General features: G+C 59.3%; 10 protein-coding genes. 7 read left to right on the top strand and 3 right to left on the bottom strand.

The annotated features are described in order from the left end of the window. Positions 1 to 198 precede the first annotated feature (198 nt). The gene (locus WAW39_RS07265; protein ID WP_422317279.1) at positions 199 to 954 is read right to left on the bottom strand and encodes an SDR family NAD(P)-dependent oxidoreductase; all 756 of its coding nucleotides are present in this window, start codon (positions 952 to 954) and stop codon (positions 199 to 201) included. A 435-nt stretch (positions 955 to 1,389) separates the two neighbouring features. On the opposite strand from WAW39_RS07265, the gene WAW39_RS07260 reads away from it, so the two are divergent. From WAW39_RS07260 to WAW39_RS07240, 5 genes are all read left to right on the top strand, one after another. After that, entirely contained in the window at positions 1,390 to 2,754 is a 1,365-nt protein-coding gene (locus WAW39_RS07260) for a DUF1501 domain-containing protein (protein WP_422317277.1), read from the top strand. A 5-nt stretch (positions 2,755 to 2,759) separates the two neighbouring features. Continuing rightward, positions 2,760 to 5,177, top strand: coding sequence for a serine protease (locus WAW39_RS07255; protein WP_422317275.1), 2,418 nt, complete (start codon positions 2,760 to 2,762; stop codon positions 5,175 to 5,177). Positions 5,178 to 5,241: 64 nt separating this feature from the next. Further along, positions 5,242 to 6,033: a GxxExxY protein gene (locus WAW39_RS07250; protein ID WP_422317273.1), complete on the top strand. Its 792-nt coding sequence runs from the start codon at positions 5,242 to 5,244 to the stop codon at positions 6,031 to 6,033. A 54-nt stretch (positions 6,034 to 6,087) separates the two neighbouring features. Next, complete coding sequence (locus WAW39_RS07245; protein ID WP_422317271.1) at positions 6,088 to 8,280, top strand: DUF1549 domain-containing protein; 2,193 nt, start codon at positions 6,088 to 6,090, stop codon at positions 8,278 to 8,280. 454 nt (positions 8,281 to 8,734) lie between these two features. Then, positions 8,735 to 10,117, top strand: a complete 1,383-nt coding sequence (locus tag WAW39_RS07240) for a WD40 repeat domain-containing protein (RefSeq protein WP_422317269.1) — start codon at positions 8,735 to 8,737, stop codon at positions 10,115 to 10,117. On the opposite strand, the gene WAW39_RS07235 is transcribed toward WAW39_RS07240, so the two are convergent. After that, entirely contained in the window at positions 10,049 to 10,411 is a 363-nt protein-coding gene (locus tag WAW39_RS07235) for a hypothetical protein (protein WP_422317267.1), read from the bottom strand. The genes WAW39_RS07240 and WAW39_RS07235 overlap by 69 nt on opposite strands. A 212-nt stretch (positions 10,412 to 10,623) precedes the next feature. Here WAW39_RS07235 and WAW39_RS07230 point away from each other — a divergent pair, with 212 nt between their 5' ends. Together WAW39_RS07230 and WAW39_RS07225 are read left to right on the top strand one after the other, a co-directional pair. After that, on the top strand, positions 10,624 to 11,265 hold the full coding sequence (locus WAW39_RS07230) for a 3-keto-disaccharide hydrolase (RefSeq protein WP_422317265.1): 642 nt from the start codon (positions 10,624 to 10,626) through the stop codon (positions 11,263 to 11,265). A 44-nt stretch (positions 11,266 to 11,309) separates the two neighbouring features. Continuing rightward, a complete protein-coding gene (locus WAW39_RS07225) occupies positions 11,310 to 12,386 on the top strand; it encodes a hypothetical protein (RefSeq protein WP_422317263.1) in 1,077 nt (358 codons plus the stop codon). Positions 12,387 to 12,427: 41 nt separating this feature from the next. Here WAW39_RS07225 and WAW39_RS07220 read toward each other — a convergent pair. Beyond that, positions 12,428 to 13,306, bottom strand: an 879-nt coding sequence (locus tag WAW39_RS07220) for an ATP-binding cassette domain-containing protein (RefSeq protein ID WP_422317261.1), incomplete at its 5' end; no start/stop codon positions are given.

Here is a 13,306-nt window from a genome sequence, read left to right as displayed (position 1 = left end):
CAGCATCGGCCTGATTTGCCAGGCAAACGCGCCAAAATCTCAACTCGACCTCCGCCACTTTCCAGCCTGTCCCCCTTGTTACTTCAAGGATTGCCACTCATTCGGCACGGCCTATGGGACGACTGTGTTTACAATTCTCAGTTTTCAGTTCCCAGTTTACAATCTCTGCCGGCACCGCCCACGCGCCTGACGCCCCCCTCACGAATGCATCACCTGCCCCCCATCAATGTTGATCGTCTGCCCGGTGATGTTCTTCGCATGATCTGACGCCAGAAACGTCGCCATCGCCGCATACTCGTCCGGCATCTGCCAGCGGCCCAGGTGGGACACCTTCTTGATCTTCTCCGCCGCCCAGTCATCAAAGCTCTGCCGCTTGTCCTCCGGCAGCTTCTTCTGCCCCGCTGCCCAGATCGACTGATTCAGCTCCGTCTTCACCATCCCCGGTGCCAGCGCATTCACCCGCACATTGTGCGGCCCCAGATCCTTCGCCGCGCACTGCGTAAAGTTAATCAGCGCCGCCTTCGACGCACTGTACGGCGGATCCGTCTGCGATCCCATCTGCCCCGCCACCGAAACCAAAAACAGCATCGATCCACCCCCGCTCTCGATCAGCCTCGGCGCAAACGCATGCGCCACATTCACCGCGCCGATCAGGTTCACCTCCAGCACCCGCGCCCAGTCGCCCGGCTCCAAATTCCAAAACGGAAAACCAAACTTCCCCGACCCAATGCCCACGCAAAACACCACGTGGTTCACCCTCTCAAACTCACCCGCAAAACTCTTCACCGCCTCATAGCTCGCCACATCCCCCGCAGTGACAAAATCCGCCGCCTTCTCCCGGTCAAATCCCCGCACCGCGCACCCCTCCGCCAAAAACCCATCCGCAATCGCCCGGCCAATACCACGCGCCGCTCCAAACACAGCAACCGACTGCCCTTCAAGATTCAAATTCATCCCCCACTATGAAACGCTCCGCCCGCCTTTGCAAAGCTCACATGGTCGCAGCAGGTGGAAGACATCAATCGGACAAATACGGTCTATGCTTCGCCTGATCCTGAAAGGATCACAGAAGGTAGCCAGGGGGCGAATGCCCCCTGGAAAGCTTCCCACCCTCACTTCCCACCCTCACGCCCCTCAAGGTCGCATGCCGGAGGCATGCCAGCATCACGTTCACCTTCCATGGACCTCAACTCAACGCTCACCACCACCCAGAGCTGATCCATCAACTCTCTCCCCATTCCCTTGCTCCTTCATTCCTTTGCCAAAAACCAAACCTCTCACACGCATCATAGCTCCCCCCCCCCCGAGTTCTCGGGGTCCCGCAAGGAACCCCCGTTTCAATCAGTAAACTCAACCACACCTTTCCCCGCAATCCCCGTCACCAGCCTCATGAAACTCCCCGCCCCCTCCGGCTGCTCCGGCTTCCGCCAGATGAATCTCCACCGCCGCGAAGCCATGCGCATCGGCTTCTGCAGCGCCCTTGGCCTCAGCATGGCCGATCTCCTCAAGCACGAAGCCCGCGCCACCGTCGAGCCCGGCTTCTTCAAGGAAGGCAAAGCCAAGAGCATCATCCATCTGCACCTGCCCGGCGGCATGGCCCAGCAGGAATCCTGGGACCCCAAGCCCGAAGCCCCCACCGAATATCGCGGTGCCTTCGGTGTGGCCAAGACCAACACCGGCGAAGTCTTCAGCGAGAACTTCACCCGCCTCTCCAAGATCGCCGACAAACTCACCATCGTCCGCTCCGTCACCGGCAAAATCCCCGATCACCAGCAGGCCACCTACCACCTCTACACCGGCTACACCCCCACCACAGTCATCGACTACCCGCAGATGGGCAGCGTCGTCTCCCATCTCATGGGCGTGCGCAAAGGCATGCCGCCCTACGTCGCCATCCCTTCCATGCGCGGCTTTGAGGGCGGCACCGGTTTCCTCAGCAGCAAATATGGCCCCTTCCAGCTCAATGCCGACCCCGGCGCCAGAGGCGAGTTCAAAGTTCGCGACTTCAGCATCCCCGATGGCGTCTCCATGCAGCAGTTCGAACGCCGCAAAGCCGCGCGCGACATCGTCGAAGGCCAGCTCCGCAAACTCGACGCCGACATCGACAAGGTGAACACCATGGATGACTTCTACAAAAGCGCCTACTCCCTCCTCACCTCGGACGCCGCACGCAAAGCCTTCTCCCTCGCCGATGAAAACGATGCCATGCGCGATCTCTACGGCCGCAACTACGAACTAAAACAACGCGCCCCCGCCGCCGTTGGCGAGCGCCTTCTCCTCGCCCGCCGACTCGTCGAATCCGGCGTCCGTTTCGTCAGCGTAAACTACGGCTCCTGGGATTCCCACGTGGACATCAAAGGCACCTGCACCGAATTCATGCCCGCGCTCGATCACGCCATCTCCGGCCTCATCACCGATCTCGATCAGCGCGGCATGCTCGACAGCACCCTCGTCATGGTCACCACCGAGTTCGGCCGCACACCCAAGGTCAACATGAGCAACGGCCGCGACCACTGGGCCCGCGTCTACTCCATGCTCCTCGCCGGCGGCGGCATCACCCGAGGTCAGATCTACGGCGCCTCCGACGCCACCTCCGCCGAACCAGCCCGCGATGAAGTGAAACTCGAAGACTTCCTCGCCACCGTTTACAACCAGCTCGGCATCGACTCCAACGAAGAGCTCATGGCCTTCGGCGGCACCCGCCCCATCGAAATCGTCAAAGACGGCAAAGTCGTCAAAGGCATCATCTCCTAATCGCCATGCGACTTTTCACCGCCCTCCTGGGTTCAGCATGCCTGCTCACTTCGGCATTCGCAGGCCCCATGGTACATCACATCGAGTATGTCACGCCCCGCGCAGGCCAGCGCGGCACCACGGTTGAAGTCACCATTGAAGGTGCCTTCATCAAAGAGGCACGGGAGATCCTCTTCTATCGTCCCGGCATCCGCTGCATCGAACTCAAAAGCCTGCCCTCGCTGCCGCAGCCACGCAGCACCATCCACGGCGGTTTCATTGAGGACAGCGTGCAGGCAAAGCTTCAGATCGACGCCGACTGCCCGCTCGGTCTTCACCCGTTCAAGCTGCGCACCGCCACCGAGCTCACCACGCTCAGCACCTTCGCGGTGACGCGCTTTCCCATCGTCAAAGAAGCGCAGGAAGACCAGCCCGTGCCGATGAACAGCGCAGTGCTCGGCCGCATGGACACAAATCAAGTCGGCGATGTCGATACCTACCGCGTCACTGGTCGCAAAGGCGAGCACCTTTCCGTGGAAGTCGATTCCGTGTGGCTCACCGAAAAATTTTACGCCGGGTCCGAGTTCGATCTCACTGCGCGCATTCTGGATCCGACCGGCAAAGAACTCGCCCGCAATGACGACAGCGCCCTGCACCTGCAAGACCCCGTGCTCAGCACCATTCTCCCCGCCGATGGCGAATACCGCATTGAGGTCAAACAGCGCGTCTTCAATTCGGGCGGCAACTGCTACTACCTCGCGCACATCGGCTCAAATCACCGTCCCCTGGCCGTGTATCCCGCCGGTGGCATGAAAGGCGAAAAACTTGCTGCCACTCTTCTCGGCGATCCCGCAGGAGATGAAGCCATCCACGTCACGCTCCCCGCACAAACCGGCGACTTCGCCTTCAACGACACCATGCCCTCGCCGCTGATGATGCGTGTGAGCGAGTTCCCCAATGTGCTCGAAACCAAAGAGGCCGAGTCAACCACCGCCAGCGCCCTTCCTGCCGCTCTGAATGGCCGCATTGAAGCCGCAAATGATGCCGACACCTTCCGCGTCAAAGCCAAAGCCGGTGATCGCTGGCGCGTCCGCGTGTTTGCACGGTCGTTCGGCACACCTCTCGATCCACGCCTCACCATTCGCAAAGCCGACGCCGAAACCGATGACATCACCGCTGATGACTCAACGCTCCCTGATCGCGATCTCTGGGCCATGTCCCGTCAGATTCAGCGCAAGGAACTCATGGACCCGGCTGTGATTTGGGAACCAAAAACCGATGGCGATTACCTCATCAACATCACCGACATGCGCAGCCTCGGCGATCCCACTTCCGTTTACCGCATCGAAGTCGAACCCGTCCGCGATGAGATCAACACTTTCATCCAGGCTCGTGTCATCGACATGGTCGAATGTCCACGTCTCACCAGCATCGCCGTGCCACAGGGCGGCCGCTGGACGGTGAACGTGAACCTCATTGATGCCCCCGGCACTCGCTACAAAGGCGAGCTCGACCTTGTCGTGCATGGCTTGCCCAAAGGCGTGCGCATGATCGCTCCGCGTCTGCTCGCCGGTCAGCGTCAGGTGCCGGTACAGTTCATTGCGGACGCCGGGACAAAGCCACAGACCGCACTCATCTCCATCACCTGCAAAGCCACCGATGGCACGCCGCTGCTCAGCCGCTCCCAGCAGTCCTTTCCCTTCCTCGGCCACAGCGGTGGTCACGCCTGGCATTCCTTCGTCGTCAATGACTACGCCTTTGCAGTCACCGAACCGGCCCCTTATCAAATCGATGTCGAACAGCCGACCATCCCGCTTTCCCAAAACGGTGAACTCACGCTGCCGGTCAAAATCACCCGCAAGCCCGGCTTTGATGAAGCCATCGAGCATCAGTTCGACTGGGTTCCCCCCGGTGTCGAAGGCGAGCCCACACTCACCATCCCCGCAGGTAAAAACGAAGGCACCCTCCGCCTCAGCGCCAGCACTTCAGCCGTGCCCGGCACGTATCGCCTCGCCATGACCGCCTCCACCGCAGGCGGCTCCTATTACCTCGGCGCGGGTCGAATCCGCGCCTCCAGCGCCTTCATCGACATCACCATCGCCCAGCCCTACATCGCCCTGAAGAGCAATCCCACCGCCGTCCGTCGCGGCGAAAAAGCCCAGGTCATCTGGGACATCGAACACAAAAAACCCTTCGAAGGCGAAGCCACCGCCACCCTCCTCGGCCTCCCCAAAGGTGTCACCGTCATCAACACCCCCAAGCTCAAGTCCGGCGACAAACACCTCACCTTCGAAATCTCCGCCACCACCGAAGCCCTCCTCGGCCAGTACAAAGAACTGAGCTGCGAAATCACCGTCACCGAACGCAACCAGCAAATCCGCCAGCGCACCGGCAAAGCCATCCTCCGCGTCGACCCCGCCCTGCAAAAATCAGCCCTGAAATGAACGCCTTCTTTTCGGCAAAGGAATAAAGGAGCAATGGAATGACTGAATTTTTTACTTTCGACTGATGCCGATCCACTGCGCCATGCCCATCGCCAATCTGACTCGGGATGAGTTCATAGAGCGCGATGAACTCGTCATGAAGTGCGCCTACGCCACTCAGAACAATCTTGGACGGCTGTGCGATGAACATGTGTATGAAAATGAGTTGGCCAGCCGATTGCGCGCCGCTGGAATGAAGAACGTCATGACCCAAGTGCCGCTTCGAGTAACTCATGGTTCATTCACCAAGGAATATCGCCTCGACTTGGTGGCGAGCGATGCCGTCTATGAACTGAAGACGGTTGAACACTTTATCCCCGCGCATGACGCCCAAGTGTTCAACTACGCCATGTGCCTCGGCATTCGCTGCATCAAACTGCTCAACTTCAGCGATCACAAAGTAAATGGAAAACTACGCATGGCTCCGGTCACAAAAGCTCAGCGTCACGCATGTAAGATCACGACAAACGGCTGGCAGCCTCTTTCGGCAAAATGCCGTCTTCTCAGAGACCATCTCACCTGCCTTGTTGATGATCTCGGCGGCTTCCTCGAAGCCAGTCTCTATCGGGAGGCCCTGTCATGCCTTCTCACCGCTCCCGAAACCCGGCTCGCTGTCACCAGCAACGACATCGAACTCGGCACCCATACACTGCCAATGCTCGCCGGACACACTGCCTTCCATGTCAGTTCCTACACAACCTACATCGAGCAACAGCGCCCCCACCTCCAGCGCCTTCTCGCCTCATTACCTCTGAAGTGCCTCCACTGGATCAACTTCAATCACCAGGACATCACCCTGACCACTCTCCTCCAGTAAAGCCATTAATTCAGTCTCCGGAACATTCCCTTGCTCCTTCATTCCTTTGCCAAAATGAAAACCCTCTTCCTCGCCCTGCTATTACCTCTGCAGGTCATAGCCTCCGAAGCCCCCAGCTTCCGCCGCGATGTCATGCCCATCCTCTTCCGCTCAGGCTGCAACCAAGGCACCTGCCACGGCTCCGCTCGCGGCAAGGACGGCTTCATGCTCTCCCTCTTCGGCTACGATGCCAAGGGCGACTACTACCGCATCACCCAGGAAATGGTCGGCCGTCGCGTGAATCTCGCCGCCCCCGAGCAAAGCCTCATGCTCCTCAAGGCCATCGGCAAAGTCCCCCATACCGGCGGCGAGCTCTTCAAGCCCGATACCAAATACTACCAGACCCTGCTAAAATGGATCGCAGCCGGCACCCCCGACGACGCCGCATCCGTCCCCCAGCCTGTCGAAATCACCCTCGCACCCGAGCGCATCGTCTTCGAGGGCGGCAAAGGAACCCAGAAGACCACCGTCACCGCCCGCTACTCGGACGGCACGAAGCGCGATGTCACCGACCTCGCCCTCTTCGCCACCAACAATCCCTCCACCGCCAAGATCGACAAAAACGGCCTCGTCTCCGCCACCGGCCGTGGCGACACCCACGTCTTCGCCCGCTTCAATCGCTTCACCATCGGCTCCGAAGTCATCGTCCTACCTCAGGACAAAAACTACCAATGGACCAATCCCGTCGCGAACAACTACATCGACGAAATCATCCACGACCGCCTGCAAAAGCTCCGCCTCCTCCCCTCCGAACTCTGCGACGACGAAACCTTCCTCCGCCGCATCTTCATCGACCTCAGCGGCGCACTCCCCACCACCAAAGACTACCAGGAGTTCATAGCGGACACCGCCAAAGACAAGCGCGCCGTCCTCATCGACCGCCTCCTGAAAAGCGACGGCTTCACCGATCTCTGGACCGATCTCTGGGCCGAAATGCTCCGCGTCAAAGGCGGTGGCTACGCACCATCCGCCACCGATGTCAAAGCCGCCGACGTCTACTACGAATGGATCCATGATCAGATGGCACAGAACCGTCCGCTCAATGAATTCGTGGCCGACCAAATCACCGGCACCGGCAGCAACATCAACAGCGGCCCCGCCAATCTCTACACCATGCTCGTGCATGATGTCCGCGTCACGCCCAAGAACCTCGCCGCCGATTTCTCCCAGCTCTTCACCGGCGTGCGCATCCAGTGCGCCGAATGCCACAACCATCCCTTCGATCGCTGGACCATGGACGACTACTACGGCTGGGTCAGCTTCTTCACCGGCATCCAGCGCAAGCTCGGCGTCGAGCCGCGCGAGTTCTACGTCTTCAACGACCTCTCCGCCGCGCCCGCCAAACACCTCGTCGATGAGCGCCCCATGCTCCCCACCGTTCTCGGCGGCGAAAGCAGCGTGCCGAAGGGCAAAGACCCACGTCAGGCCCTCGCCGCCTGGCTCACCTCACCGAAAAACGAGCTCTTCACCCGCAACCTCGCCAACCGCATCTGGGCCCACTTCATGGGCCGCGGCCTCGTCGAGCCTCTCGATGACATGCGCGTGAGCAACCCTCCCACCAACGGTCCCTTGCTTGATGCCCTCGCCCAGCACCTTGCCGACTCCAAGTTCAATCTCCGCGCCTTCATTCGCGACATCACCACCTCCCGCACCTACCAGCTCTCCGCACAACCAAATAAAACCAACGCCGACGACACCCGCCAGTTCTCCCGCGCCCAGCTCCGCCGTCTGCGCGCCGATGTCCTGCTCGATGCCATCGTCAAAGCCACCGATGGCGAACGCGGCTTCGTCTATTTCCCGAAAGGCACCAAGGCCGTCCAGCACTACCCTCGCACCCCTGGCGACACCACCCACGCGATGACCGGAGATCCCTTCTTCGAAACCTTCGGCCGCGCCGGACGCGCCAGCGTCTGCGCCTGCGACACCAAGCTCGAACCCACCCTCTCACAAACCCTCCACATGGTCGCTGGCGACACCGTCCAAAGCCAGGTCGGGGCAGGGCACGTCATCGAAAAACACCTCAAAGCCGGCACCCCACCCGAAACCATCATCGAAAATCTCTACCTCCGCTCCCTCAGTCGCAAACCCAAGCCCGAAGAACTCAAAGCCCTCCTCGAACTCGTCGGCAGCGACACCAAAGACCGCAAACCCTACCAGGACATCTTCTGGAGCCTCCTCAACTCCACCGAGTTCATCTTCAATCATTGATCCATGCGGAGTCTGCCTCCAAAAACCATGCCATCCGCATGGCCAGCCCCAAAGGGGCTGCGCGTCATAGCGAAGGGTTGCCGAGCCTTGGCGAGGCTACACTGGTACCCACGCCCGTTTCCGTTAAGCAAACCCTGCGCAACGCTTCACACTGCGCTCCCTAGCAGCGTCCTCGAAAAGCTCCGCTACACACCAGCCCTGAAGGGGCTGCGTAATTCAGCCCAGGGTCAGCCGAGCCTCAGCGAGGCGACCCTGGGTATGGCACCCACCGACCGGGTAGCAAACCCAGCGCCTTCTTCACACGCCGCGCACACCAGCAGCGTCCTCAACGCACCACCGCCGCCGCCAGCGTATTCCAACGCTTCCAAACCCACGCCCGTGACCAAGCGCCATTCCATCCAGAAATAGAATCCTCCGGACCCATTCCCTTGCTCTCCATTCTCTTGCGAAAAACATGCGCCTCCTTCTCCTCCTTCCCGCTCTAATCACCTCCGCGCTCGCCGCCGATCCCGTCATCACCTACGACGAGCACATCAAGCCCATCTTCCGCGAGCACTGCCTCAAATGCCACGGCGACGACGAGCAAAAAGCCGATCTCAACCTCGCCAACTTCACCGCCGTCCTCAAAGGCGGCAGCGGCGACAAAGCCGTCATCGCCGGCCGCGCCAGTCAAAGCCTCCTCTTCACCGCCATCACCGCTGAAGAAGACGCCGAGCGCATGCCGCCCAAAAAAGCCGCCATTCCCGCCCCGCAGATCGAGCTCATCCGCCAGTGGATCCAAGGCGGCCTCCGCGAATCCTCCGCCAGCAAATCCCTCGTCGCCGAACGCGACACCACCTTCACGCCCACCACCGACCTCAAACTCGACGGCCCCCCGCCGATGCCCGAGTCCCTGCCACCCTTCACGCCCCCCGCGCTGAAACGCCCGCTCCCCATCATCGCCATGGCCGCCAGCCCGCGCGCCCCGCTCATCGCCGTCGCTGGTCACGAGCATGTGCGTCTTCTGGACGCCACCACCCAGCAGCCCCTCGGCGCCCTCGCCTTTCCCGAAGGCCAGCCCAACGTCATCCGCTTCAGCGCCGATGGCCGCGTCCTCATGGTCGCCGGTGGCAAACCCGTCCAGTCAGGCAGCGTCGTACTCTTCGACGTCAAAACCGGCAAACGCCTCACCACCATCGGCGATGAAACCGACGCCGTCCTCGCCGCAGACTTGAGCCCCGATCAGCAGCTCGTCGCCCTTGGTGGCTCCGGCAAAGTCGTCAAAATCTACAGCACCGCCGATGGCAAACTCCGCCACAAGCTCACCAAGCACACCGACTGGATCACCGCTCTCGCCTTCAGTCCCGACGGCAAAAAACTCGCCAGCTCAGACCGTGCCGGCGGCATCCATCTCTGGGACCCCACCGGCGGCGGTATCCTCCTCTCCCTTTCCGAGCACAAAGCCTCCGTTCGTTCCCTCGCCTGGCGCAGCGACAGTAAAATGCTCGCCAGTGGCGGCGAAGACGGCCTCCTCATCTGGTGGGACGCCAAAGACGGCTGGCCCGCCATCACCAAAACCAATGCCCATCCTCCAGAGCGCCCGCAGGGCTCTTATGGCAAGGTCCCCAATGGCGTACTGGCCGTCGCATTCGGCCCCCAAGGAGAACTCCTCAGTGCCGGTCGCGACAATCAGGCACGCCTCTGGGACGCCAGCGGCGGCTCAGTCAAATCCTTTTCCTCTGGAGGCATTCTGCCGCTCCAGACCACCATCACCTTTGACGGAAAGGGCTTATTTGCCGGAGGTGCGGACGGTGTCGTACGTTTCCTGTCGGGTGGTAACGACGGTCGTTCTCGTTGACGGCAGCGCATAGCCACCGTGGTCCCAGCTGTTGCCCACATTGTTCGGATCGTCTTCATTCGCGAAGTTCTCACCGTAGTTGATCGTCGGCTGTGGCCAGACGCTGTAGCCATTGCCATAGCCACCGCCGTGTCCGCCGAAGCTCGGCGCTCCGTTGAAGTTGCTGCCGTAGTAAGTGCCTCCCGGGGCGACGCGCCTGTAGCCACCACTACCCCAGCTCCAGTCATGACCACAGGAAGTAAGAGACAAAGCAGCAAGAACCGAGAGGATGACCAAGGAGTGAGCGGATTTCATGGAACGGATAATGTGAGTGCTGGCGGGTTATTTTATGGAGAATTGGCCAAGCCGGAGAAAAAAGCAATCCTATAAATCCATCACCCCGAACAGTTTCGCGCCGAATCCACCTAAACAAGGCGGCAGACCCCGTAGTCGGGCAGCGCAAAGCCAAACTTTCCACCCACGACTTGGAATCTTCCTCATCCCCTCCACGTTACCACTCACCACCCATGAAACTCACCCTCCTAGCCCTTCTCGCCACCGCCTCCCTCTCCCTGGCCGTCGATCCCCCCGACACCACCGGCTGGAAGGACCTCTTCGCCCCCGACCTCTCCAACACCGTCGCCCCCGGCAAATGGGAGCTCAAAGACGGCATCCTCGTCGCCAAAGACCACGACACCCTCTGGACCAAGGCCTCCTACGGCGACTTCATCCTCGATCTCGACTTCAAAGTCGAAAAGGAATCCAACAGCGGCATCTTCCTCCGCTCCGGCAACATCAAAGACGTCCTCTCCGCCCTCGAAATCCAGGTCCACGACTCCGCAGACGGCAGCAAATACGGCATGGTCGCCGCCATCTATGACGCCATGCCCCCCAGCAAAAGCATGGCCAGGCCCGTCGGCGAGTGGAATCACTTCACCATCACCTGCAAAGGCCCCCTCGTCAGCGTCGTCTTCAACGGCGAGGAAGTCATCAACGCCGACCTCGACAAATGGTCCGAAGTCGGCAAAAACCCCGATGGCACCCCCAACAAATTCAAAAAAGCCCTCAAAGACTACGCCCGCACCGGCCCCATCGGCCTCCAAGGCCTCCACGGCAAAGCCCAGGCCCCCGTCTACTACCGCAATCTGAAGATCAAGTTGCTTAACTAAGGTTTATTGACTAGCGTTCAGTGAAAAACCGCCCACTGAACACTATGAATGCCTATGTAGTTTGCGCCGAGCTATTGCTTTTTGCTCTGATAATGGCTCCTCTCTCAGTTTATATCCTGGGAGGATTAAAAGGTAGGCGCAATGAAGTCTTAGCTGCACTCAACGCGAAGTCGATAGAGCTTTATTTTAGGCAGTACCAACCAGGAACATTCGATGAGCATCTAAAAAGTGGAAAACTGAAGAACCCAAGCAAGCCAGCGTTGGGTGCTTTCGAAGAATACTATGACGGACAATTCGGTAAGCGTCATTTTATCATGCCAACCGTGCTCCTGGGAGCTGTGGCACTGGTGCTTATTAATTGGAGTGCACTATCTGTTTTGGATTGGTTAGCTGGCAATTCAACGCAGGGAGGGCACCTGCCTGAGTTGGCAGTGGCGGCTATCATGGGTGCTTACATGTATCTTGTATACGATCTCATTTCACGTTGGAATGCCTCATCGCTTTCGCCAGCGGATATTCTTTGGTATGCTTTCAGGCTCGCGATTGCTATTCCTACTGGATATGCGCTCACTAGTGCTGTTAAAACCGATATTGCTGCGCCAGTCGCCTTTCTGCTCGGAGCATTTCCAATGAGCACGATCATTAGCTTCTCACAGCGGTTGGGAGCGAAAGCTTTGGGACAGGAGGCAGTCCCAGAAAGTGGAGATAGCGAATTACTCAAACTCGATGGCATAGACAAGCGGATAGCAGCTCGCTTGGCTGCTGAAGAAATTTCTACTCCTTTGCAATTGGCTTATGCCGATCCTGTTAAATTGGCAATTCGCACCAACTTAGGATTTACTTTTTTGACGGACTGCGTGAGCCAAGCACTCCTATACATATACGTCCTCGAAAAATTTCAGGACTTCAGGAAAACATCTCTACGCAGTAGTTATGAGGTCATGGGGTTGTTGCGCGACATGAGAGCATTAACAGCGGATATCAAGGGCCCGGCCCAAGCCAAATTTGAAGCTGTCGTAAGTCAGCTTAATATCCCGAAGGATATTCTGAAAAACTTTGTCGAAGAAATTGGAGATGATCCCTATACCGAGTTTCTTTACTGGGTTTTTTATCAGGGCTAAAATCCATCGTGATTTTAAAAACACTGTATTTGAATCCATTTTCAGTATGACGCACACGCCACCCGTACCTCCTCCAGCTCCGCCCATCGCGAAAACTTCCCTTCCAGCTCATGCTTCTTCGCATCGAGCTTCGCGATGAACTCATTCGTCCCCGCCCCCAGTTTCACAAACGTCTCCGGGTTGCTCAGCTCCCCCTCCATCGCCGCGATCTCGCTCTCCAGACTCGTGATGGCAGCCTCACACTCCGCCAGCTCACGCTGCTCCTTCTGCGACATCTTCTTCGGCTTCGGCGCATTCGCTGCCACCGTCTTCTCCTTCTTCACCGCCGCATTCACCAGCGCCAGCTCCGCAGCCGCTTTCGCCGCCCGCTTTTCTTGGTAATAGCTGTAGTTCCCCGCGCACTCATGGATGCGCCCCTGGCCCTCAAAGGCGATCAGCCGGTCGCACACACGGTCCAGGAAGTACCGGTCATGGCTCACCACCAGCACGCAGCCCTTGAAGGAAAGAATCGCCTCCTCCAGCACCCGCATCGTCTGCAGATCCAGATCATTCGTCGGCTCATCTAAAATGAGGAAGTTCCCACCCCGGCGCAAAATCTTCGCCAGCAGCACCCGGCTCTGCTCGCCACCGCTCAGCTCCTTCACCCGCATCGTCACACGTTCATCCGTGAAAAGGAATCGCCGCAGGTAAGTGCGCACATGCATCTTCTCCGGCCCAAACTGCACAAACTCAGACATCGGCCCCGCGACTTCTTCCATCACGCTGTTCTCCGGGTTCAGCAGCAGTCGCTGCTGATCCACATAGTTAAACACCGTGCGCTTGCCAATCGTGACCTTCCCCTCGTTCGGTGCCTGCTGCCCCATCAGCATCCGCAGCAGCGTCGTCTTGCCCAGTCCATTGCGTCCGATGATCCCCGTGCA

This window comes from Prosthecobacter sp. (assembly GCF_049294395.1).
GTDB lineage: Bacteria > Verrucomicrobiota > Verrucomicrobiia > Verrucomicrobiales > Verrucomicrobiaceae > Prosthecobacter.
This window is presented reverse-complemented; position numbering and strand designations above follow the sequence as displayed.